Source organism: Microcoleus sp. LAD1_D3, from assembly GCF_036702135.1.
GTDB lineage: Bacteria > Cyanobacteriota > Cyanobacteriia > Cyanobacteriales > Microcoleaceae > Microcoleus.
Genome location: NZ_JAUBSB010000004.1, coordinates 23,351 through 46,220 on the forward strand (window position 1 = coordinate 23,351; position 22,870 = coordinate 46,220).

Annotated in this window: 19 protein-coding genes; 11 read left to right on the forward strand and 8 right to left on the reverse strand. The window is 46.4% G+C overall.

The features are described 5' to 3' along the window. Positions 1-14: 14 nt before the first annotated feature. Positions 15-4,010 (reverse strand): magnesium chelatase subunit H, encoded by a 3,996-nt coding sequence (locus QUA74_RS03055; protein ID WP_333324829.1) that lies wholly within the window; start codon positions 4,008-4,010, stop codon positions 15-17. Positions 4,011-4,545: 535 nt separating this feature from the next. On the opposite strand from QUA74_RS03055, the gene QUA74_RS03060 reads away from it, so the two are divergent. The 3 genes from QUA74_RS03060 (at position 4,546) to QUA74_RS03070 (ending at position 7,908) form a co-directional block, all read left to right on the forward strand. Continuing rightward, positions 4,546-5,529, forward strand: a complete 984-nt coding sequence (locus tag QUA74_RS03060; protein WP_333324831.1) for a calcium-binding protein — start codon at positions 4,546-4,548, stop codon at positions 5,527-5,529. A 134-nt stretch (positions 5,530-5,663) separates the two neighbouring features. After that, positions 5,664-6,707, forward strand: a complete 1,044-nt coding sequence (locus QUA74_RS03065) for a calcium-binding protein (protein ID WP_333324833.1) — start codon at positions 5,664-5,666, stop codon at positions 6,705-6,707. A gap of 211 nt (positions 6,708-6,918) precedes the next feature. Next, positions 6,919-7,908 carry a calcium-binding protein gene (locus QUA74_RS03070; RefSeq protein ID WP_333324835.1) on the forward strand — a complete coding sequence of 330 codons (990 nt, stop codon included), beginning with the start codon at positions 6,919-6,921 and terminating at the stop codon, positions 7,906-7,908. Here the strand turns inward: QUA74_RS03070 and QUA74_RS03075 are convergent. Further along, complete coding sequence (locus QUA74_RS03075; protein WP_333324837.1) at positions 7,901-8,116, reverse strand: hypothetical protein; 216 nt, start codon at positions 8,114-8,116, stop codon at positions 7,901-7,903. The two genes, QUA74_RS03070 and QUA74_RS03075, sit on opposite strands and share 8 nt — an antisense overlap. Positions 8,117-8,190: 74 nt before the next feature. Here QUA74_RS03075 and QUA74_RS03080 point away from each other — a divergent pair, with 74 nt between their 5' ends. After that, complete coding sequence (locus tag QUA74_RS03080; protein ID WP_333324838.1) at positions 8,191-9,222, forward strand: calcium-binding protein; 1,032 nt, start codon at positions 8,191-8,193, stop codon at positions 9,220-9,222. Positions 9,223-9,327: 105 nt separating this feature from the next. On the opposite strand, the gene QUA74_RS03085 is transcribed toward QUA74_RS03080, so the two are convergent. Further along, positions 9,328-9,804, reverse strand: a complete 477-nt coding sequence (locus tag QUA74_RS03085) for an ankyrin repeat domain-containing protein (protein WP_333324840.1) — start codon at positions 9,802-9,804, stop codon at positions 9,328-9,330. A 36-nt stretch (positions 9,805-9,840) separates the two neighbouring features. Here QUA74_RS03085 and QUA74_RS03090 point away from each other — a divergent pair, with 36 nt between their 5' ends. Then, entirely contained in the window at positions 9,841-11,127 is a 1,287-nt protein-coding gene (locus QUA74_RS03090; RefSeq protein WP_333324842.1) for a lipid-A-disaccharide synthase, read from the forward strand. 132 nt (positions 11,128-11,259) lie between these two features. Here QUA74_RS03090 and QUA74_RS03095 read toward each other — a convergent pair whose 3' ends face one another. Beyond that, complete coding sequence (locus QUA74_RS03095; RefSeq protein ID WP_333041499.1) at positions 11,260-11,430, reverse strand: YqaE/Pmp3 family membrane protein; 171 nt, start codon at positions 11,428-11,430, stop codon at positions 11,260-11,262. Positions 11,431-11,469: 39 nt separating this feature from the next. After that, positions 11,470-12,414: a fused MFS/spermidine synthase gene (locus tag QUA74_RS03100; protein WP_333324844.1), complete on the reverse strand. Its 945-nt coding sequence runs from the start codon at positions 12,412-12,414 to the stop codon at positions 11,470-11,472. A gap of 175 nt (positions 12,415-12,589) precedes the next feature. On the opposite strand from QUA74_RS03100, the gene QUA74_RS03105 reads away from it, so the two are divergent. The 3 genes from QUA74_RS03105 to priA all read left to right on the forward strand — a co-directional run bounded on the left by QUA74_RS03105 (position 12,590) and on the right by priA (position 16,205). Continuing rightward, positions 12,590-13,036, forward strand: coding sequence for a hypothetical protein (locus QUA74_RS03105; protein WP_333324846.1), 447 nt, complete (start codon positions 12,590-12,592; stop codon positions 13,034-13,036). A gap of 219 nt (positions 13,037-13,255) precedes the next feature. Further along, on the forward strand, positions 13,256-13,564 hold the full coding sequence (locus QUA74_RS03110) for an ATP-binding protein (RefSeq protein ID WP_333324848.1): 309 nt from the start codon (positions 13,256-13,258) through the stop codon (positions 13,562-13,564). A 79-nt stretch (positions 13,565-13,643) separates the two neighbouring features. Next, complete coding sequence (gene priA / locus QUA74_RS03115) at positions 13,644-16,205, forward strand: primosomal protein N' (protein ID WP_333324850.1); 2,562 nt, start codon at positions 13,644-13,646, stop codon at positions 16,203-16,205. 357 nt (positions 16,206-16,562) lie between these two features. Here the strand turns inward: priA and QUA74_RS03120 are convergent, their stop codons facing one another. The 3 genes from QUA74_RS03120 to gltD all read right to left on the reverse strand — a co-directional run bounded on the left by QUA74_RS03120 (position 16,563) and on the right by gltD (position 19,099). Then, positions 16,563-17,105: an Imm30 family immunity protein gene (locus tag QUA74_RS03120; protein WP_333324851.1), complete on the reverse strand. Its 543-nt coding sequence runs from the start codon at positions 17,103-17,105 to the stop codon at positions 16,563-16,565. A 2-nt stretch (positions 17,106-17,107) separates the two neighbouring features. Further along, positions 17,108-17,506 carry a hypothetical protein gene (locus QUA74_RS03125; RefSeq protein WP_333324853.1) on the reverse strand — a complete coding sequence of 133 codons (399 nt, stop codon included), beginning with the start codon at positions 17,504-17,506 and terminating at the stop codon, positions 17,108-17,110. Between the two features lie 108 nt (positions 17,507-17,614). After that, complete coding sequence (gene gltD, locus QUA74_RS03130) at positions 17,615-19,099, reverse strand: glutamate synthase small subunit (protein ID WP_333324855.1); 1,485 nt, start codon at positions 19,097-19,099, stop codon at positions 17,615-17,617. A gap of 86 nt (positions 19,100-19,185) precedes the next feature. Between gltD and QUA74_RS03135 the strand changes: the two genes are divergently transcribed. The 3 genes from QUA74_RS03135 to QUA74_RS03145 all read left to right on the forward strand — a co-directional run bounded on the left by QUA74_RS03135 (position 19,186) and on the right by QUA74_RS03145 (position 22,801). Further along, entirely contained in the window at positions 19,186-19,437 is a 252-nt protein-coding gene (locus QUA74_RS03135) for a hypothetical protein (RefSeq protein WP_333324857.1), read from the forward strand. 173 nt (positions 19,438-19,610) lie between these two features. Then, positions 19,611-20,642 carry a sulfate ABC transporter ATP-binding protein gene (locus QUA74_RS03140; protein ID WP_333324859.1) on the forward strand — a complete coding sequence of 344 codons (1,032 nt, stop codon included), beginning with the start codon at positions 19,611-19,613 and terminating at the stop codon, positions 20,640-20,642. A 215-nt stretch (positions 20,643-20,857) separates the two neighbouring features. Next, on the forward strand, positions 20,858-22,801 hold the full coding sequence (locus tag QUA74_RS03145) for an ATP-binding protein (protein ID WP_333324862.1): 1,944 nt from the start codon (positions 20,858-20,860) through the stop codon (positions 22,799-22,801). The last annotated feature ends 69 nt before the right edge of the window (positions 22,802-22,870 follow it).

A 22,870-nucleotide genomic window follows, 5' to 3' on the forward strand; every position in this document is an offset into this window, starting at 1 on the left:
CGAAATTGGGATGTTTACTCTACCCCCTCAATTCGGTCTTCCACCTCCTGATAAAGTTCACGCAAACGATCCAAATTGTTCTCGGAAGTTTCCCAATAACCCCGGCCATTCACCTCAAGCAAAGTGCTGACAATCTTGCGGAACGAATGAGGATTCAGATTCAGCAAACGCTTCTGCATCTCCTCATCTTGGATAAACGTAGTGTTGACATCCTCATACACCCAATTATCCACAGCGCCCGCCGTCGCACTCCATCCAGTCGTATTCACCAGACGCTTAGAAATCTCCCGCACGCCTTCATAGCCGTGCGACAACATCCCCTCGTACCACTTCGGATTCAGCAGCTTAGTCCGCGAATCTAAACGGACGGTTTCTGATAGCGTCCGCACCTGCGCGTTGGCTGTCGTTGTATCAGCAACAAAGGATGTCGGTTTCTTCCCATCTGCGCGCAAACTGCCGATCAATTTAGTCGGATCAGAGTCGAAATAGTGCGACACGTCGGTTAGGGAAATCTCCGCCGAATCCAAGTTTTGGAAGGTGACTTCCGCAGTTTTCAAGGATGATTCAAAAATCTGTCGGTCTTGTTCCATTGTTCCCGGATTGTCGGAAGAAAAGGCGAAGGATTTGCGAGTTAAGTACATTTCCTGCAACTCGGCTTCGCTTTCCCAAGTGCTGTTTTCCACCGCCAAGTTGACGTTAGATGAATAGGAACCAGAAGCATTGGAAAAGACGCGGGTTGCTGCTTGTCGCAGGTTAATTCCCATTTCTTCCGCTTGCTTCAGGGCGTGTTTGCGGACGAAGTTCATCTCTAAGGGTTCGTCGGCTTCCGCTGCCATTTTCACGGCTTTATCTAACAAATTCATTTGGTTGATGAACAAGTCGCGGAATACGCCAGAACAGTTAATTACTACGTCGATCCGAGGGCGTCCCAACTCTTCTAAAGAAAGCAATTCGAGTTTGTTTACCCGGCCCAATGCGTCGGGAACTGGCTTCACTCCCACCATCCACATTACTTGGGCGAGGGATTCGCCGTATGTCTTGATGTTGTCGGTTCCCCACAACACAACGGCGATCGTTTCTGGGTAATTTCCGCCGTTATCAACGCGCTGTCTTTCTAACAGTCGATCGACTACAACCTTAGCAGACTTAACCGCCCCCGTTGTAGGGATTGACTGCGGGTCCAAAGCGTGCATATTCTTGCCAGTCGGCAAAACATCCGGGTTGCGAATCGGATCGCCCCCTGGCCCGGGGATAATGTATTCGCCCTCTAACGCGCGCAATAATGCGCCCAATTCGTTATCGGCACAAACTTGCTGCAAGCAGAATTCCAGATACTCAAACAGCGGTTTAATCAGTTCTGGATCGACCTTTTTGTAACCCGCTGCGTGTAAGGATTCAATCCAAGGTGTTTTCTTGCCCATGTTGAAGAAATTTAACTTGGAAACCAGGGAAACTCGACCCTCAGCATCGGTTTGTTCCTTCACTAAAGCGGTGACGGCATCCCGACAGGCTAAAGTGATGTTTTGCAGCAATTCAACATCTGCTAAAATGCCTTTGTCGTTGTTCGTGTAGATATCGTCAATATTGCGATCGCAACTTTGAGCAATAATCCGCGACAAACTGACTAATCCGTCTTCTTCCCGGTCTAAATTGGCAATGTTAACCAAAGTTGCGATCGCCTCTTCTGCAGTCGGTGGCTTACCGATCACGTGCAAACCGCAAGGTAACAACCGCGACTCAATCTCCATCAACTTGCGGTAAACCAAGCCAACTAAATTGTCCCGTTCCTCCGCAGTCATATCCGCAGCAACCCCTCGTTCTTGTTCGGGAGGTAAGGCGATATCCTTATCCAAATTCACCAAACGGCATTTTTCGACGATCGCATCCACAATCGGCACACCGCGCCCAGTCTCTTTCAAAGTTTGATAAGAAGCAATTAACTCGCTTAGTTCCTGCAAACCTTTGTACAAACCAGCATTTTCAGCCGGAGGAGTCAGATAACTGATTGTTTCAGCATAACTGCGACGCTTAGCAATTGTTGCCTCACTAGGATTATTAGCAGCGTAATAATAGAGGTTAGGAATCTTGCCGATCAAACTGTCAGGATAACAATCGACAGACATCCCCATCTGCTTACCGGGCATGAATTCCAGGGAACCGTGAGTGCCAAAGTGCAGCACCGCATCCGCACCCCAAATGCGCTCCAAATATGTATAGTAAGCAGCAAAACCGTGGTGCGGGCTAGCAGAACGAGAGAATAACAACCGCATCGGATCGCCTTCGTATCCAAAAGTAGGTTGCACTCCGATAAACACATTGCCAAAATGTTTGCCAAAAATAAGCAAATTTTGTCCGTCGCTGTTCAAATGTCCCGGAGGCGGGCCCCAATTTTCTTGCAACCGTTCCGAATAAGGAGTGAATTCTTCGTATTCAGCTACCGACATCCGGTAAGCAATATTTAATTCGGGACTTTGGTATTGGGCTGTTGCGTCATGAATGACTTCTTGCATCAGTTTCTCGGCGGAATCCGGCAATTCTGGCAAGTCGTAACCGTTACCTTTTAAGGCTTTCAATACTTCGTAAATCGAGCCGAAAACGTCCAAGTAAGCGGCTGTTCCGACGTTGCCTTTATCGGGAGGAAAACTGAAAACTGTGATCGCAACTTTTTTATCTAATTTTGGTTTGCGGCGCAGCATTGCCCATTTCATAGCGCGCTGGGAAATTGCTTCGATCCGGTCTTGTAGGGCGATCGCCTTTCCAGTTGCGCCGTCGCGTCCCGACACAATAATCGGTTCGATCGCACCATCCAACTCAGGAATGGCAACTTGCAACGCAACTTGAATCGGGTGCAAGCCTAAATCGCTATTTTCCCATTCTTCTGTCGTTTGGAAAACCAGCGGCAAAGCCACCATGTAAGGGCAATTTAATTTTTTCAAAGATTCGATCGCCTTCGGGTGATCTTGTTTCGCCGGGCCGCCCACCAAAGCAAAACCAGTCAGAGAAACCACCGCATCAACAATCGGCAGAGGTGTAACACCTTTTGCCCCGACTTCCAAGAAAAAATTCTCAACAGGTTTAGAGAAGTCCAAACCGCCGGCAAAAATCGGCACAACCCGCGCGCCCATTGCCTCCAATTCCTGCACCATTGCTACATAGTGCGCGTCATCTCCTGTGACTAAGTGAGTGCGTTGCAACACTAAACCAATGCAGGGTGCGAGGGGATCTTTTAGATCGGCAGAAATATCTGTACGGGCATTAAACCAGGTCAGATATGCTTTTACATCTTCAAACATCGACGATGCCAAAGGATGCCAAATCCCCATGTCTGGGTAGACAACCGGTTCTTGGAAAGTTGGCTGTGACTGACCTTTGAAGACATATTTATGTGACAGCATCAGCAAGAAGTTTTCCAAGTTTTCTTGGGAACCCCCCAGCCAATACTGGAAACTCAGCATGAAGTTGCGTGCATCTTGGGCTTTGTCGATGGGCAAATATTTCAGCACTTTCGGCAAAGTTTGCAGCAGTTTCAGCATTCCGTCTTGGAAGGAACTCCCGGATTTTTCCTTCCGTTTTTTCATGAATTCGCCGATCGCACTTTTGCTTTGTCCCAACTGTGCCATCGAGAAACTGCCCATTTTATTGAGCCGCATCACCCCTGGCATCGACGGGAAGACGACGGCGACATCCAAGCTGTCGCGCAGCGGTTCCACCGCCGCTACAACTTTTTCTGCCAAATCTTCGATGAAAATTAGAGAAGCAATAAATACATTGGCATCCGCCACATCCCGCTTGAAGGCTTCGTAATTTTCCGGGCTGCGGAGTTCCTCGATCAGGTAGCCACTGATTTCTATTGCCAGATTCGGATTTTTCTGGTTTATCGATCGAACCGCTGCCGACAGGGCGCTTTGATACTGCGGTTCCAGTACGACATAGACCACCTTCATGAGCGATCGCCCCTGCAAGTTTTCCGGCACAACGTGGCGAATGGTGGGCTTGACGTGAGTGAACATCCGGTTAGGCTCCTTTAAGATGCTGTTTTCGCGAATCGGGAATTTTTTTATCCCATAAGCATTTTTACCAGAAAACGCTTGCCATTAGGCGATTTGAGCCTGCACATGACACAATTCGACAAATTTAGGTCAACTTTTCGTTACATTTTTTTATAAATTCCTTGAGCAAATACTCCAATTTTTCTTTACAAAAATTAACTTGACAAATATATATTAATGTGTATAGGATTAATGAGTTGGATAAAAATAATTAAAAATTAACCAACGATTGAGAAAGAAATCCTGAAAAAAGTTCCAAGTTTTGTATAATTGATCAAACTTGCGATCGAGCAATTAACTGAGGGGAAAAAGGCATAATTTGTGAAGGCAGAATGTAGCCTGCGGATAATTGCTGAGTCAAAAAAGTTGACATTTTACCAGGAATTTAACACCAGTTCATAACGTTTGTTTTGTGTAAATTCCTGATCGGCGATCGAGTTCATGGAAAGCTAATTGCTATAAACTCTCAAACTCATCCCAACCTTAAGGGGGAAACATGGCTAACTACGCAATTTTCGACGAACAATTCTACCTGGCCTCATATCCTTGGATCAAACCAGCGATTGATGCAGGAGTAATCAAATCCGGGAGAGAACACTTTGAAAAATTTGGTCAAGCCGGCGGTCTAACTAAAGTATCGCGTTATTTTGACGAAAATGCTTACCTTGCTGGGAATCCAGACCTAGCACCCTTCGTCCGCACAGTCAACCCAAACGCACCTTTTGCTACCGGCCTCGATCACTTTATCCAGTTCGGTTACGATGAAGGACAGCGCCGCACCCAAGTATCGCCTGAGTACAACGAAAATTTTTATTTAGCAAACAACTCAGATGTCGCACCGTTCGTTCAGAACGGAACTTTCAAATCCGGCTTCGACCATTTCATTAAATTCGGAATCCAAGACGGTCGGTTTGGGACTTCATTTTTTGAACCGGAATACTTAAAAGAAAACCCCGACATTGTGCCGTTTGTCAACTCTGGAAACTTGAGAACAGGCCGGGAACACTTCTTCAATTTTGGACAATTTGAGCCTGCCCGCGATGCAACTTTTGTCGGCAGCCGCAGCAACGATGTTTTAACTGGTGTTGGCGTCGGGGATGTCGAACTCGTGGGAGTGGAAGTAGGTCTAGATTCGCAACGCAACCGACAGTATGAAAGCTTTGGCACCAATGAATTCGATGTCTTGATTGGTGCTCCGGGAACCAATACATTCGTACTCGGAGTTCCTGCTACAGCCGGGAATTTTAGCCCGACACCGCTGTATTTGGGTAACGGTCAAGCTACCATTCGCAACTTCGACATCGAAAGCGATTTTATCCAACTGCAAGGAACTTCATTAAACGGCTACAGCCTGATTCCCGTTGGCAGTAATTTGTCAATCCAACGTTTTGGAGACGTGCTCGGCGTGATTGAAGGAGGAGCAAGTTTGAATTTGAGTTTCCAAGAATCTAACGGTAACGGTACTTTCTTAATTGGTTAGTCATTGGTCATTAGTTATTAGTCATTAGTCATTAGTCATTAGTCATTAGCTAAGGACTAATGATTTTTTATTGGTGGTAGGCGATTGTTATATAAAAAAGTACGATCGCACTTTACGTTCTTAAAGGAGCAACAATGAATTACGATATCTTTGACGAACAATACTACCTTTCGCAATATCCGTGGCTGAAACCAGCCATTGATGCAGGAATCATCAAATCTGGAAGAGAACACTTTGAAAAATTCGGTCAAGCCGCCGGCCTCACAAAAATATCGCGGTATTTTGACGAAGATACTTACCTTGAGGGAAATCCAGACCTTAAACCCTTTGTCCGCACTCCCAACAATCCAAATGCGCCTTTTGCTACAGGCTTAGATCACTTTATTCAGTTCGGTTACGAAGAAGGTCGAACGCGAGTATCGCCTGACTATGACGAAGCATTTTATTTAAAACGATACCCCATACTGGCTCCGCTTGTAGAGAACGGAACTTTTAAATCAGGATTTCAGCACTTTGTCAACTTCGGAGTCAAAGAAGGTCTTTATGCGAACACCTTTGTTGAGCGAATATACTTGGATAGCAACAGTGATGTAGCAGCAGCAGTCAGGGCGGGATTTTTCAAAACAGGTGGAGAACACTACCGAGAATTCGGGCAATTTGAAGCAGATCGCAGAGCAGCTTTTATGGGAACTTCCGGCAATGATATCGTCACCAGTTTCGGAGTGGGAAATGTTGACATATTTGGAGTTCAATTAGATTTAAGCAATGACAGAACCTGGCCCTATGGAGGTGGTGGCAGCGATGAATTCGATACTCTGATTGGCGGTAGCGGTCGCGATAGATTTATGTTGGCGGGTACAGTTCGAGGTATAGGGGGTAGTAGACCGACGCCTAACACGTTCCCGTTCTACATCGGGCCGGGTTTTGCTACAATTCGGAACTTTACCCAAGGTCAGGATAGCATCCAGCTTCCAAGGATTTCCTTAGAACAATTATTGATATTTCCCATCAACAATAATCAAGATTTAGCTATCCAAACTAATGGCTTCCCAACTTCTACAAATGGTATTCCCACAACCAGTCGGCTTGACACAATTGCTGTAATTGAAGGCGGCGGAAATCTCAGTTTGAATCTCTTAGCACAAGATAGTTTTTTCCAATCTTCCCTTATTGGATAGAAATCTCGAAGGTATTCAGGATTTGCCTGATTGCTGCTGGGGAGTGCGATCGCACATTCGCAAAATGGGCGATCGTGCTGTTGTGTTTGCCATAAAAAAAATAATAAATTTGGCTTAACAATAATTAACTTGACATCCTTAGTTAGTAGAGTTAGTAATAGTGGGTCAAGTTTAATCGACAAGTAAGCAGACTAAGCTTGGAGCCAAAATTATGACTAATTATGAAATTTTTGACGAGTCATACTACCTTTCGCAATATCCTTGGGTGAAACCTGCTATTGATGCAGGAATTATAAAATCCGGCAGAGAACACTTTGAAAAGTTCGGTCAAGCCGGCGGCCTGACCAAAGTATCGCGTTACTTTGACGAAGAAACCTATCTATCTCAAAATCAAGATATTGCTCCCCTGCTTCGCACCCCAAACAATGCAAACGCGCCTTTTGCCTCTGGCATCGATCACTTTATTCAGTTGGGCTACGAACAGGGTCGCACCCGCGTGTCACCTGAATACAACGAAGAGTTTTATTTGGCAAATAACTCAGAGTTGCGATCGTTCGTTCAGAACGGAACTTTCAAATCAGGCTACCAGCATTTCATTCAATTCGGACTCAAAGACGGTCGTTTTGGGACTTCATTTTTTGAACCGGAATACTTAAAAGAAAACCCCGACATTGTGCCCTTTGTCAACTCTGGAGCCTTGAAAACCGGTCGGGAACACTACTTCAATTTCGGGAAAAACGAGCCAAACCGATCCGCTACTTTTGTCGGAACTTCCGGCAATGACATCCTCACAGGCATTGGTGTGGGGAATACCGAACTGATTGGAGTGGAAGTAGGTATCGATCCCCAAGGCAATCGGCAGTATGAAAGCTTTGGAAGTGATGAATCTGATGTCCTGATCGGCGGCCCTGGGAAGGATACATTCGTACTCGGAGTTCCTGCTACCTCCGGTAATCCCACATCCCGTACACTCTATGCGGATATCACCGGTATAGTTACAATTCGGAACTTTGATAAAGACAATGACAAGATCCAGTTGGCAGGCTCACCCGCTACCTACAGAACAAGTGGTGGTGGTAACGAGTTGTTAATCCTAAGCCCAGGATCTGAAACAATTGGTAGGATTGAGGGGGGAGGAAATTTAGTTTTCTCTGCGACTCAGCAAAAGGGGGACGGCACTTTCTACCTATTCCTTAAATAACCGGAACCTCGGTTATCTCTTTCTCAGTTAACATGGTAGGTGCGTTAATAACGCACCCTACTGAACTCAGATTATAGCAGTTGCCAAATTGCTGTCGATAGCGATCTAGTTGTTCTTCTGCTGGCTCAGCTTTTGCTTCGGCTGTCAAATACCGAGAACCGTGTTCATCGTGCCAGTATCGAACAGTACCATGACACAAAGTTAACAACTTTATTAATTAATTGTACGCTTCAGAAACCTGGTTTCTAAATATCAAAATCATTAAATCCGTAGTATAAAAACATGGCTAACTACGCAATTTTTGACGAACCATACTACCTGGCGCAATATCCTTGGGTGAAACCTGCTATTGATGCAGGAATTATAAAATCCGGCAGAGAACACTTTGAAAAGTTCGGTCAAGCCGGCGGCCTGACCCAAGTATCGCGGTACTTTGACGAACAAACCTATCTATCTCAAAATCCAGATATTGCTCCCCTGGTTCGCACCCCAAACAATCCCAACGCCCCTTTTGCGTCTGGCATCGATCACTTTATTCAGTTGGGCTACGAAGAAGGCCGCACCCGCGTGTCACCTGACTATGACGAAGCGTTTTACATAGCAAATAACCAAGATGTGGTGCCGTTTATTCAGAATGGAACTTTTAAAAATGGCTACAACCACTTTATTCAATTCGGGGCAAAAGAAGGCCGTTTTGGTACTTCATTTTTTGAATCAGAATACTTAAGGGAAAACCGCGATATTGTACCGTTGGTCAACTCTGGAGCTTTGAAAACAGGTAGGGAACACTACTTTAATTTTGGGCAATTTGAGCCTAGTCGCTCTGCGACTTTTGTCGGAACTTCCGGCAATGATGTCGTCACTGGTGTAGGGGTGGGGAATGTCAGAGTATTTGGAGTTGAAGTAGGAAGGGCAGGCTCAATAACGCTCTGGCCGGAAAGTTACGGCAGTAATGAATTCGATACTTTCATTGGCAGTAATGAATTCGATACTCTCATTGGTAGTAGTGGCCGCGATACATTCATGCTCGCCACAATTTTTACGGGGCGCCGTCACGGGATTGACATCGAACTGTTCTACATCGGGCCCGGTTTTGCTACAATTCAGAACTTTACCAAAGGTCAGGATCGTATTCAACTCGGAGGGTATACAGGGTATTTCTCCTATCCCTACATTCTGATTGCCACCAACAATAATCGAGATTTAGCAATCCAAACCAACGGCGGTGACACGATCGCAGTTATTGAAGGTGGCGGAAATCTCAAGTTGAATTTATTACCAGAATCTTCTTTTGGGACACTTTTACTTGGATAGAATTCTCGCAGCTATTCGGGATGTGCCTGATTGCTGCTGTCGGTGCGATAATTGATTGTACCCTCAAGAAACCGGGTTTCTCGAATAAACCCGGTTTCTAAGTCTTTAATGGCGATCGCGCGCTAGCTTCAAAACCTCAACCGCATCTTTGTGGCCCTCCGAAGACGCCCAAATTAAGGCAGTCCAAGTATTATTATCATACGCTTTGATATCCGCTCCTTTATCGATTAAAAATTCCACAACTTGAGTGCGCCCGCTACCTGCAGCACTCATCAAAGCCGTCAAACCAAAATTAGTTTTAGCATTCACATCCGCTCCCACCTCCAGCAAAAGCTGTACAATCTCCGTATGTCCGGCAGCAGCGGCACTCATTAACGGCGTCCACCCGTCATTGTCGTGACTGTTGACATCCGCACCAGCCGCCAGCAATTTTTTGACGATCGCCGAATTGCCAGCCTCAGCCGCAGTCGTCAAAGCCGTCGTGCCTTCCTCATCTTTAGCATTGATATCTGCACGCTGTTCGATCGCACTTTCTACAGCCGCAACATCACCCGTCTTGACGGCATTAATTAAATCTGTCATAAAATCTCCGTTGCATCCTCTCAAATCTTAAATCCTATGGCAGTAGATATTTTAATCCTCTCCAACGGCCCCGGAGAATTAGCAACTTGGGTACGTCCCGCCGTCCAAGCTTTGCGCGAGGAATTGGGGAACGCGGGCACTCAAGCGCGAATCTCTGTGGTGCTGTCCCCCTGTCCGCACGCCACCGGGAAAGAAGCGCAAATCGCATCTTCCTACCCAGAAGTTGACAGAGTGCAAGCACCGGAGCATTTTTTTCCATTCTTATTGTGGGGCAAAACTGCTGAAAATTGGGATTGGTATGAAACAGGAGTTGTTTTGTTTTTAGGCGGCGATCAATTTTTTACGGTTGTTATTGGCAAAAGACTCCAATATCGCACTGTTATTTATGCTGAATGGGACGCGCGGTGGTATCGCTGGATTGATAAATTTGCGGCGATGAAACCCGAAGTTTTTGCTATAATTCCACCAAAATATGCTAATAAATTTACAGTTGTAGGAGATTTAATTGCGGAAGTAGCTCGTTCCCAGGCTGTTCCTGGAAACGCATATCCAGAGGCTCTGCCTCGTACAAAAATAGAATTAATTGGATTGTTGCCCGGTTCTAAAGCGGCCAAATTAGCTTTAGGTGTACCGTTATGTTTGTCGATCGCCCAATCCATCCACCGCATCCGCCCTGAAACTCGCTTTGTAATTCCCGTTGCTCCTACCATAGATGTGCAAACTCTAGCACGTTTTGCCGACCCTGAACAAAATCCTTGCCTGCATTTATTTGAAAACGCCAGCGCCGAACTTCAGTTAACAGAAACGCCGTTTTTGCAGACAGCAAATAACTTGCAAGTAGAACTTTGGACGCAGACACCAGCCTACGATTTGCTATCAGAATGCAGCCTGTGTTTAACTACTGTGGGAGCGAATACTGCCGAATTGGGTTCGTTAGCCGTACCGATGATTGTTTTGATTCCGACGCAGCAATTGGATGCGATGAGAGCTTGGGACGGATTGCCGGGATTGCTGGCAAATTTGCCGTTAGTGGGTTCAGTTTTTGCGACTGCGATTAATTGGCTAATCTGGCAATTGGGAAAGGGAAAGCTTTATGCTTGGCCGAATATTTGGGCACAGGAAGAGATTGTGCCGGAGTTAATTGGGAAGCTGGAACCGGATGCTGTGGCTCAATTGGCGATCGACTATTTGAGCCATCCTGAAAAATTAGCACAAATGGGCGATCGTTTGCGTGCGGTTCGAGGAGAATCGGGTGCGGCGAAAAAAATTGCTGAATTGGTGTGTGAAGAAATTGAGGTGCAATCTAATTGTCATAAGAATTAGATTTTTTTATTTTTAACCGCAGATGAACCCAGATGAACGCAGGTTTAATCCAGATTAATTGGTGAAAACAGGCAAAAGAAAGTTTATTTTCTCTTGCCTGCTTATTATCCCAAAACTCGATTTGCTTTCAAGTTAAGCTCGATCGTGCTTAGCAATCACCCAAACAGCGTGAATGATGCCGGGAATAAAGCCCAAAAACGTGAGAACCAGGTTAATCCAAAAATCTGTACCGATGCCGACAGTCAAAAATACGCCCAACGGGGGAAGAAAAATTGCAGCGACTATGCGAATTAAATTGTCCATCTCAGTTACTCCAAACGACTTTTCTCTTTCAATTTAACTTCACTGACTGACAGAGCCTTTCCCGAAAAATTTAGGCGGTGCTGCCATAGTGTAAACTTCGGTTTCTGCGGCGATTACCTGCCGCAAGTGACCTGGAACTTGCATCAACCCCAACAGTGTAATCCCGTCGAACATCCGCAACCCGCCAGTTGTTTTCTCGGCGAGTAATTTGTCAGTAACTTCGGGTTCGGGCCGCGTATTTATTTCTTGAGTTGAAGCTACGGCAAAACCCCAAGGAGCTCCGTAAGTAGAAATAAAGCTGGTGCAGGATTGAACGTTGGGGAAAACCGATTTCAGGGTATTGACAATGCGAGCGTGCATTTTCATTTCAGCCGGAGAAACGGGGCCCGCTTGCACTACGAAATATCCGTTAGGCGACATTACGTTGCGAACTTTCTCAAAATACTCCTTTGTAAACAACTGGAAAGATGGGCCTTCTTCGATGGGATCGGACAAGTCAGAAATGACAATATCCCAATCTTTGTCTGTGTTGTCTAAATAGTCCAAAGCATCGCCGATTACTACTTCGCAGCGGGGGTCGTCAAAGGCGTTTTGGTGCATTTCTGGCAGGTGTTCGCGGCAAGCTTCTACTACTTCGCCGTCAATATCGATCATCACGACTTTTTCAACTGTTTTCCAGCGCAGCACTTCTCTAATTGTAGCTCCTTCTCCGCCGCCGAGAACTAGCACTTTTTTGGGGGAGCCGTGACAAATCATGGCTGGGTGCACCAGGGGTTCGTGGTACAGAAACTCGTCGCCTGTACAAGATTGCCATTTGCCGTCCAAAACTAAGCCTTTGCCGTAGGTACCGGTCTGAACTACGTACATTTCTTGATAGGCTGTTTTCTTGTAAGCGAGCACCGCGATGATGCCGTGAACGTAAATATCCCAAGGGGTAATGTACTCGCTCATCCAAAAGTCTGCACGAACTTCGCTACCTGACATCAATTACTCTCCAAATATAAACTGCTGTGTCGATGTTGTCACAAGTAGTAGTTCTTAGCACAAAATGGTGCGGGTGTGTGAGTACGATCGACACATTAAAGTGAGATTTCTCCGCAATGCTATAGTGTGGTTGCGTTCTGGGAGAGAGCAATTAGCTTGTTACTAGAGATTGCTTGTGGGCGATCGCGCGCCCAGTCGATCGCACTTTTCCCGTCGCCCCCGGTCGATCGCACTCACATTTAATATTTTCGCTTTGCATTGCCGACGGGTTTTATACAAAGGTTGTCTGAATCGGGCAATTTTTCGCGCTGGGCCCGCCTTTATAAGTTTGCGATCGCCCTTGGGAATTTTGGTAGCTGGTATTGCCCACGAAATCAACAATCCCGTCAACTTCATCTATGGCAATATTACCTATGTCAATGACTACGCAGGCGACATTTTAAAATTGCTCGCAATGTACCAGGATCGGTATCCCGAAGCAGATACAGAGATTGAAGTTTTTCTAGAAAAAATTGACATCGACTTTCTGCGCGAAGATTTGTTGAAAACTCTTTCGTCAATGAAAGTTGGCTCCGATCGCATCCGCGAAATTGTGTTGACTTTACGCAACTTGGCGCGGTAGAATAAGGTGAAAAAAAACCAGTTAACATTCACGAAAGAATTGACAGCACCTTGTTAATTGTGCAGCATTTAACTAAAGAAAAACCAGGGAACCCGGCTATAAAAGTTGTTAAAAATTATGGAAATTTACCGAAATAGAATGTTATCCTGGGGAATTAAATTAGGTATTTATGAACAGCATTAATAATGCTAGTGATGTGCTGCCATAGCGAGAAAACAAGTGTTATTTAGGGGGGAGATAGAAGCCAAGCCCCTTCATATTGTTGTAATTAAGACTTCTATTATTTCCCATAATTGGCTCAGAATTAGCATCAAAGATAATGGTTTGGGAATAAATGAAGCTGTGAAATGTAAAATTCTTGATCCGTTTTTTACCACCAAACAAGTTGGTTATGGGACAGGTTTGGGATTTTCAATTAGCTATCAGATTGTTGTGGAAAAACACGGCGGGAATTTGGAGTGCATATCCGCAATTGGAGAAGGGACTGAATTGGCGATCGAGATTCCGATGGCCAATTCCCGCAGCTAAGAGCGATCGATCGAGCTAAACTGAGGGATAATGAAAACTCCCTTTGACCGCGGCTCCTCCTAGTTTGATGTGCAACCCTATGTCTACTGTCACTTTTGGTTTGTCAACCCCTATAGCGGCAGAGGCCGGGGCATCCTACGGCAGCAGCGAACCGCCCCAGTGCCCCACCGTGCAAGCAGAGTGGATCGAGGTATTGGTGGACTCTCCTTTCAGGGTTGCGGGGGACTCGCCTGGGGAGGAAAACAAGTTATTTACCTATCGTTTACCTGCGGAACTTACCGTGCAACCAGGGGATATTTTGAGTGTACCCTTTGGCAGTCAACAGGTAGGGGCGATCGCGATTCGGTTCATTTCTCAACTGCCGGCAGACTTAGATCCGGCGCGAGTTAAAGATGTCGAAGATGTTGTCAGTGCGGGTTTTTTCCCGCCTAATTACTGGGAATTGCTCGATCGCACTGCCACCTATTATTGCACACCTTTAATTCAAGTAATTAGAGCCTCCTTGCCACCCGGTTTGTTAAGCCGTTCCGTGCGCCGAATTCGCTTAATTAAGGACGCAATTTCTCCCAATGCCGAAACATTTCTCAATCCCGCAGCCAGTCAAATTTTGCAATTGCTGCAAGCTCAAAAAAACGGCGATTACACTTGGCAATACCTCCAGCGACAAGTCAAGGGAAGTTATCGGGGATTGAAAGATTTATTGAAACGCGGTTGGGTAGAAAGTTATTTAGAACCTCCCACTCCTCCGAAACCACAACTCAAACCGGCAGTGACATTAATTGCTAGTGCATTTGGCACAGATTTAACCAAGCGGCAACAAGAAGTATTGGAAGTTTTGCGGCGTGGCGGCGGTGAAATGTGGATGAACGATTTGCTGAGAATTTGCAGCGCGAGTCCTTCGGTTGTCAAAAATTTGGAACAAAAAGGTAGCGTTGTTATCGATCAAAGGGAAGTTCTCAGGGGCGATCGCGGAATTTCTCAATTGCCAGATGCACCAAAAACTTTAACTCATTTTCAAGCTGAAGCTTTAGCGTTTATTAACTCTTTTTCGGGATTCCGTCAAGTGCTGCTGCACGGCGTTACAGGTTCGGGGAAAACCGAAGTGTATTTGCAGGCGATCGCCCCAATCTTAGCCAGCGGCAAATCCGCCCTCGTACTCGTTCCCGAAATCGGTTTGACACCGCAACTTACCGATCGATTCCGCGCCCGTTTTGGCGAGCAAATTTGCGTGTACCACAGCGCCCTATCCGACGGCGAACGTTACGATACATGGCGACAGATGCTGACTGGAGCCCCGCAAATTGTCATCGGCACGCGATCGGCTATTTTTGCGCCATTACCTCACCTCGGCTTAATTATCCTCGACGAAGAACACGACAGCAGCTTCAAACAAGACCAACCAGCCCCCTGCTACCACGCCCGCACCGTTGCCAAATGGCGCGCCGAATTAGAAAATTGTCCCTTAATTTTAGGTTCCGCAACGCCAGCCTTAGAGACTTTGGTGGGGACGCGCCGAGATTATTACTCGTTACCAAATATCCATTATTTATCATTACCCGATCGCATTTATTCCCGCCCGATGCCGCCTGTGGAAATAGTCGATATGCGCCAAGAATTGCGGCAAGGAAACCGCTCAATTTTCAGCGCTTCCCTGCAAAACGCGCTGGAACAATTGCAAGCAAGACAACAGCAAGGTATTCTATTTATTCACAGAAGAGGACACAGTACCTTTGTCTCTTGTCGAAGTTGCGGCTATGTGATGGAATGCCCGAACTGCGATGTTTCGCTTTCTTATCACCACGTCGGCGAAGGAACAGCAGAAATATTGCGCTGTCACTACTGCAACCACACGGAACGACACCCTCAAAACTGCCCGGAATGCAGTTCTCCTTACTTCAAAAACTTTGGTAGTGGTACTCAGCGAGTCGAACAGGAATTAACCCGATTATTTCCAGAATTGCGGGCAATTCGATTTGACAGCGATACAACTAGAAATAAGGGCGATCACCGCAGATTGTTAACGCAATTTGCCCATGGGGAAGCTGACATTTTGTTGGGTACGCAAATGCTGACGAAAGGTTTAGATTTAGCAGGAGTCACATTGGTGGGAGTTGTCTCTGCTGACGGGTTGCTGAACTTATCGGATTATCGGGCAAGCGAACGAGCTTTTCAAACATTAACTCAAGTCGCGGGCCGTGCGGGCAGAGGCGACGATCCGGGGCGGGTAATTATTCAAACTTACACTCCAGAACATCGGGTTATTCAAGCAGTTAGGCGGCACGAATATGCGGGTTTTGTGGAAACAGAATTAGCAGAAAGAGCAGCGCTGAATTATCCACCTTCGGGGCGGCTGATTTTGTTGCGGTTGAGCAGTGTAGATGCGGCGGAAGTTGCGGTGACGGCGGTACAATTAGCGTCTGTTTGTCAGGAGTATATTGAGCGATTGTCTGTACCGGGGTGTGAGTTGTTGGGGCCTGCACCTGCGGCGATTATGCGGGTGGCAAATCGCTATCGGTGGCAGATTTTGCTGAAGTTGCCTTTGGATGAGTCGGTGGATTTGTCGGATTTGATCGGGTTGCGCGATCGCACGCCGCGTTCTGTTAGTTTAACTATTGATGTCGATCCGTTGAATTTTGGTTAAAAAATTTGATGGGCTGTGTTGTAAGGGATGAGAATTAAATAAAATCCACTTTTCATGACTGTTGTGGGATCGGTGTCCCGCCCGTCCCCGATAGACGGGCGGGACGCCCATCCCACAAGAAAAAAGGGAAATTATTTAATTGACGATCCTAATTTAGTTGGTAGCAAAAAATAGAATACCCATATCCCCGATATCCCCGACTTCTTTAATAAGTCGGGGATATAACAGCGAGAGCGTTTTACGTTTACAGTCCTGGACGCACTTACTCTATATGTAGGGTGCTTATGGGCGCACCTTACCGCTATGGGTAGTGTGTAAAGCTAATCTTTGCGTAAGTCCTGGTTTAATTAGAGTGACCTACTTATCTTTAGCGACTCCTGCTACTGCTAGCAAATCAGAAAGGCCTTGGAATTCTGGTTTGACTAAGCCTAATTGCTCCCGCAAATAGACAATTAATTGATTCGGAGGAATTTCTTTAAGATATTGTTCTAAAAGGTCAGCTAATTCTTTTGGTAGCTCAATAGTTTGTTTCATCAGTGAGCTTTGGCTGTCAACCGCAGACAAAATATCTTGATAACAAGCACGCGCAGACTCATCATTTAGGATGCGATCGTGGATAATTTTCGTCCACTCCGGTGCGGAAACGATTAATTGCGGAACCGCCTTAATAAATGCTTGAAGTTGCTTTTTTACGTCAAAAGACTCTAGAAAATGGATGAGACTAAACATGACTTCCGGGTGCTGACATTTGTCATCTAAGACTAGATGCAGTTCTCGCAGATTTTCTATGGGTGAGTTTTTGGCAAGTTCGGCTAGAGCATTCTCAAATGCAGCGACTTCCTCATCGGAACGCATCAATCTATTAGTTTCTAAAACGTTGATTAATGAATTATGGCTCATTCTCAAACCCTCCATTTATCGAATACACCTTGCCACGCTAACTTGTTTTGCTGAATGACTTGCTGTAAACCCCGCTTAATTTCTGGGGTGTAAAGTCCTTGACAGGGATAAATCGATCGCACATCCCAAACTTCACGAGCGAGAGCCTGTCTTGGTAATATATTTAAGTTAGGGGATTGTCCATAGGATAGCGTTTCTCTGTGGCGACCGCCCATTCCTGGTGACAAATGCTCCATCATCATTGCTATCCCTTTGTTTCTGGTGTAAACAGGCACTTTTGCTTCCATAAACGCATTTGATGGTATGTGATGTGGCGTCAGGTTATCGCCTCTACATCCTGTTTTGAGTAATTCACTATAAGTACCGACAGCACCCTCACCCGAAAGTAATGAATTGGGCATAATTGGGGTTAATTCTGTAATAAGTTCGTAGTAAGGACTTTAGTCCTTAAATCCGAGTTTGAAAAGACTGAAGTCCTTACTACAAACCAATGCGTCAAGCCGGTTGCTTTAAGGCAAATCAGTGCTCCCCATCAGATAAAGGTCGCACTCCCGGGCCACGCCGCGCCCTTCGTTAATTGCCCAAACCACCAAACTCTGTCCCCGGCGACAGTCACCAGCCGCGAAAACTCCCGGAATGCTGGTTGTATATTTTTCGTGTTCGGCTTTCACGTTGCTGCGGGCGTCCCGTTCCAATCCCAGCGCATCCAGCAAGGGCTGTTCCGGGCCGAGGAAGCCCATCGCTAGCAACACAAGCTGTGCGGGCAACACTTTTTCCGTGCCCGGGATGTGGTTCGGAATAAACTGCCCTTTCTCGTTTTTCGCCCAATCCACCTCAACGGTGTGCACAGCTTTGACATTGCCGTTTTCGTCGCCCTCGAACTTTGTCGCCGTGGTGAGATAGCCGCGGGGGTCGTCGCCGAATTTGGCTGCTGCTTCTTCTTGGCCGTAGTCGAGACGGTAGACTTTCGGCCATTCGGGCCAGGGATTGTTGGCGGCGCGTTCCGAGGGCGGTTTGGGCAGGATTTCTAGCTGTACGAGGCTTTTGCAGCCGTGGCGAATGGAGGTGCCCACGCAGTCGGTGCCGGTGTCGCCACCGCCGATGATCACGATATCTTTGCCTTCGGCGGAGATGAAGTTATCGTTGGTGCTCTTGTCTAAAACTGCTTTGGTGTTCGCAGTCAAAAAGTCCATTGCGAAGTGGATGTTTTTTAATTCCCGGCCGGGGATGCTCAAGTCGCGGGGTTTGGTGGCGCCGGTACAGAGGACAACTGAGTCGTATTCTTTTAGCAGTTGTTCGGCTGGTAAGTCTTTGCCGACTTCGGTGTTGCAGACGAATGTCACGCCTTCGTCTTCGAGGACTTTCAGGCGGCGCATTACGACTTGTTCTTTGTCTAGCTTCATGTTGGGGATGCCATACATTAGCAGGCCGCCTGGTCGATCGGCTCTTTCGTATACAGTTACCCAATGACCGGCTTTATTTAGTTGCGCGGCAGCGGACAAACCTGCGGGCCCGGAACCGATGACGGCAATTTTTTTGCCGGTGCGTTTGGCGGGTGGTTCGGCGGTAATCCAGCCTTCATCCCAGCCTTTGTCGATAATTGCGGCTTCGATGTTTTTAATCGTCACCGGCGGATTGTTGATGCCGAGTACGCAAGCGCCTTCGCAGGGGGCGGGACAGACGCGGCCGGTGAATTCCGGGAAGTTGTTCGTTTTGTGGAGTCTGTCTAGGGCTTCTTTCCACAGTCCGCGATATACTAGGTCGTTCCATTCGGGGATGAGGTTGTTAATCGGGCAGCCGCTTGCCATGCCGCTGATAATTGTGCCCGTGTGGCAAAACGGGATGCCGCAGTCCATGCAGCGCGCGCCTTGGGTGCGGAGTTTGTCCTCATCCATCGGTAGGTGAAATTCGTCCCAGTTGTGGACTCTCTCGACTGGTGAGAGTTCGGAGGGCAATTCGCGCAAGAATTCGATAAAGCCTGTTGGTTTTCCCATAGTGGTGTTCTGGTTAGAATTTACTATTCTGTGAGTTTCTCAAAGGTGAAGCTGGCGGGCTTCTGAATTAACTATTGTGATCTAAATTGTGTGCGATCGCACCTCAGATTGAGCAATTCCTACCTGAAATCTTCAATATCGCCGGGAGTCGGGGAATTGTCGGCAGCCGTAAAATATACAGCGACAGCAAAGAAACCGGGTTTTTTACGGGGATTAAAGGTTTTAAAGGTTTTGATGCAGTATTTCCGTCCATCAAACCCGGTTTCTGCATAATTTCAGCATCGCTTACTCTGGGACGATCGCATTTACCGCTACATCTCGAAACGCTTACGGGTTAACTCTTCGGGCCCGCCAGCCTCAACTTTGAAGCGCAGTCCCCATCAGGAGGGCCTCGAAATACAATACAAAAAGTTACAGGTATTGCAAAATATTATTTTCAAGATATACTACTGTAAATCGGTCAGCTAAGCGGAGTTTGGTTCGTTAACTCCTAAAATAGGTAAATAAACTCATGAGTATTACAGTTCAGAACGTATCGAAACACTTCGGCTCCTTCCACGCAATTGACAACGTGAATTTGGAAATTAAAAGGGGTTCTTTAGTCGCGCTGTTGGGGCCTTCCGGTTCCGGGAAATCGACTCTGCTGAGGATGATCGCGGGGCTAGAACCGCCGGACAGCGGTCAGATTTACCTGATCGGTGAAGATGCTACTCATCAGTCGGTGCAGGAACGCCATATCGGTTTTGTGTTTCAGCACTACGCTTTGTTCAAACACATGAGTATTCGGAAAAATATTGCTTTTGCGATGGAAATTCGCAAAGTTCCTAAAGGCTCTATTAGCAGGCGGGTTGATGAACTTTTGGATTTAGTGCAGTTGACAGGTTTGGGCGATCGCTATCCTTCGCAACTTTCCGGGGGCCAGCGGCAGCGGGTGGCTTTGGCAAGAGCTCTAGCAGTTCAACCAAAAGTGCTGCTGCTAGACGAACCTTTTGGAGCATTAGATGCTAAAGTCCGCAAAGAATTGCGATCGTGGTTGCACAACCTTCACAAAGAAGTTAACATCACCACAGTTTTTGTGACTCACGACCAAGAAGAAGCTATGGAAGTAGCCGATGAAATTGTGGTGATGAACAAAGGTAGAGTCGAACAAGTTGGCACTCCTGCTGAAATTTACGATAAACCGGCATCAGCTTTTGTGATGAGTTTTATTGGGCCGGTCAATGTGCTGTCGAATGCTGTGGGTTTGTTCGCCAGCAACGCCACAACGGCTCGCAATAATGGAGCGGCTCATTCGGACGTACTGTTTTTGCGCCCCCACGACGTGGAAATTAAAACTAAGCCGGAGTCTGGTTTTTCATTAGCAAAAGTCAGTCGCATCATTCATTTAGGGCGGGAAATACAAACCGAGTTACTGTTAGAATCGCAGCAGGTAGTAACAGCTTACGTGAGTCGCGAGCGCTTCGATTCTCTACAGTTAACGCAAGATCAGCAGGTTTACGTCAAGCCCAAACACGCCATGACATTCCCTGCTTATTCAATTTAAATCAGCGGCTGCATCTTACTCAAAATACTATCCGGGAGCTTCTACAAAACACTGCTCCCACATCGTTACCAGGCTCGTGCCTGGTAATGCTGTCTCGTGGCTCTAAATCGGAGGCAGAGCCTCCTGAAATTCATTCCCAGGCTCGGCCTGGGAAGGGGAAAAAGCTTCCTCCTGAAATTTTGAGTGGGAACCATAAAAAAAGGTCAGCGAAGAATATGAATGCTAACAAATTCTTGAATTTAGCAACTAGCACTTTACTTGCTTATCGCCGTTACATCCAGGCAGGATTAACACTTTGTGCAGGATTGGGACTTTCTGCGATCGCCTCTTCAGTTGCGTACAATTGGGAATACAAATCCATGCAAGCCGAACTGCAAGACCGGCTGGACAAAATAGCTACAGACATTCAGAGAGATGTTAGCGGCAATTTAGAAATAATTCGGGCAGCCGGAACATTTTATAGCGTATTTGACGGCGTTAACAAACCAGAAATTAAGACATTTGTGGGTTCTGCCCTCTACCGCCATCCGAGCCTGAAGGCGATCGCTTGGCTGCCCCGTGTTTCTGACTCTCCGCAATTCCTAACAGAGGAAATAAATTTAGATTTAGATTGGACTGCCAATCAGCTAGCGTTAGAAAAAGCCACAAAAAGACAAGAAATTACTGCGACTGACCGCCAAAAATTGCCATCGCAAAATCAAGCCAGCATCTTCGTCTTTATGCCAATTTTTAGTCAAATTTATTCTGGTGATACCGCAGCATTGCAGCCCAATTTGCCTACTAAGCAACCACAAAAGCTTAAAGGCTTTACTCTCGGAGTTTTGCTCATTGATGCTCTTATCAAATCGGCTTTGCAGGAAAGTCAACTCAACTTTGTTAACGTGTATCTTCAAGATGCTATGGCTCCTGAAGCAGAAAGGTTTCTTGCGTTTTATGAAGCCAAGACCAAAAGGATAATTACCGACGAAAATATCAAAAATAAACTCGCTATGGGGGAAAGAGCTTACTGCCCGGACGGCAGCAGTTGCACCCGCATTCTCAATATTGAAAATCGCAGGTGGTTGCTGCAACTGCGGCTAACGCCAGAGTACATTAATCCTCTAACATTTTGGCGTTCTTTGACTGTCTTAATTTTGGGGACAATCTTAAGTTTGGCCGCGACACTTTATCTAATGAGCTTGTGGAATTATACCGATAGAATTGAAAAAATCGCAGCAGAACGCACGGCTAAATCTCGACAGCTAGAGCAAACGTTGCAAGAGTTGCAGCAAACTCAAAGTCAACTGATTCAGCAGGAAAAAATGTCTAGTTTGGGTTTATTAGTTGCTGGTGTCGCCCACGAAGTTAACAATCCTATTAGTTTTATTTACGGCAACATTCACCACGCCAGCGAATATACTAGGGATCTGTTCGAGTTGGTAAAACTTTACCAAAAAAACTATTTATCCCCTCCCTCGGAAATTTCAGACTATTTAAAAAATATTGACTTGGACTTTCTCAGCAAAGATTTGCCCCAACTGCTGTCCTCGATGAAAATAGGAGCCGAGCGCATTGTTGAAATAGTCAAATCTTTGCGGAATTTTTCTCGCTTAGATGAAAGCGAAATGAAACCTGTCAACATCCATGAAGGCATTGACAGCACTCTGCTAATTCTGCAAAGTCGCCTGAAAGCTACAGCCGATCGCCCGCCGATCGAGATTGTTAAAAACTACAGCCATTTACCTTTAGTAGAGTGCTATGCCGGACAATTAAATCAGGTGTTTATGAATATTCTGGCTAATGCGATCGACGCCCTGGAGAGTTACAACCTCGATCGCGGGCCCAAAGCAGCGAAAGCCAATCCGATGGCGATCGCCATAACCACAGAATATTCAAGTCCCGACAAAATAATTGTGCGGATATCTGACAACGGCCCCGGTATGGCAGAAAATGTCAAAAAACTGCTGTTTGACCCGTTCTTTACGACGAAACCAGTAGGAAAAGGGACAGGCTTGGGACTGTCAATCAGCTATAAAATTGTCGTAGAAAAGCACAAGGGTGCGCTGCGCTGCGATTCGACACCGGGATTGGGGACGGAATTCTCGATCGAGATTCCGCTGCGGCAAGAAGTCAGACAAGCTGTACCGTTTGTTTCGCGGAAAATATCCGAGGCCGCTTAGAAAGGGCTGGGGAAGGAAAATTTTTTTCTCATTAACTACTGTAATTCGGTCGGATTATAGTATTATAGG

Bases quoted from the DNA above. Each gene is read 5' to 3' on its own strand.
- QUA74_RS03120 (WP_333324851.1), bottom strand. From the start codon at position 17,105: ATGAGCCATAATTCATTAATCAACGTTTTAGAAACTAATAGATTGATG.
- QUA74_RS03055 (WP_333324829.1), bottom strand. From the start codon at position 4,010: ATGTTCACTCACGTCAAGCCCACCATTCGCCACGTTGTGCCGGAAAAC.
- QUA74_RS03125 (WP_333324853.1), bottom strand. From the start codon at position 17,506: ATGCCCAATTCATTACTTTCGGGTGAGGGTGCTGTCGGTACTTATAGT.
- QUA74_RS03060 (WP_333324831.1), top strand. From the start codon at position 4,546: ATGGCTAACTACGCAATTTTCGACGAACAATTCTACCTGGCCTCATAT.
- QUA74_RS03100 (WP_333324844.1), bottom strand. From the start codon at position 12,414: ATGTCAGGTAGCGAAGTTCGTGCAGACTTTTGGATGAGCGAGTACATT.
- QUA74_RS03140 (WP_333324859.1), top strand. From the start codon at position 19,611: ATGAGTATTACAGTTCAGAACGTATCGAAACACTTCGGCTCCTTCCAC.
- QUA74_RS03145 (WP_333324862.1), top strand. From the start codon at position 20,858: ATGAATGCTAACAAATTCTTGAATTTAGCAACTAGCACTTTACTTGCT.
- QUA74_RS03085 (WP_333324840.1), bottom strand. From the start codon at position 9,804: ATGACAGATTTAATTAATGCCGTCAAGACGGGTGATGTTGCGGCTGTA.
- QUA74_RS03065 (WP_333324833.1), top strand. From the start codon at position 5,664: ATGAATTACGATATCTTTGACGAACAATACTACCTTTCGCAATATCCG.
- QUA74_RS03070 (WP_333324835.1), top strand. From the start codon at position 6,919: ATGACTAATTATGAAATTTTTGACGAGTCATACTACCTTTCGCAATAT.
- QUA74_RS03090 (WP_333324842.1), top strand. From the start codon at position 9,841: ATGGCAGTAGATATTTTAATCCTCTCCAACGGCCCCGGAGAATTAGCA.
- gltD (WP_333324855.1), bottom strand. From the start codon at position 19,099: ATGGGAAAACCAACAGGCTTTATCGAATTCTTGCGCGAATTGCCCTCC.
- priA (WP_333324850.1), top strand. From the start codon at position 13,644: ATGTCTACTGTCACTTTTGGTTTGTCAACCCCTATAGCGGCAGAGGCC.
- QUA74_RS03080 (WP_333324838.1), top strand. From the start codon at position 8,191: ATGGCTAACTACGCAATTTTTGACGAACCATACTACCTGGCGCAATAT.
- QUA74_RS03095 (WP_333041499.1), bottom strand. From the start codon at position 11,430: ATGGACAATTTAATTCGCATAGTCGCTGCAATTTTTCTTCCCCCGTTG.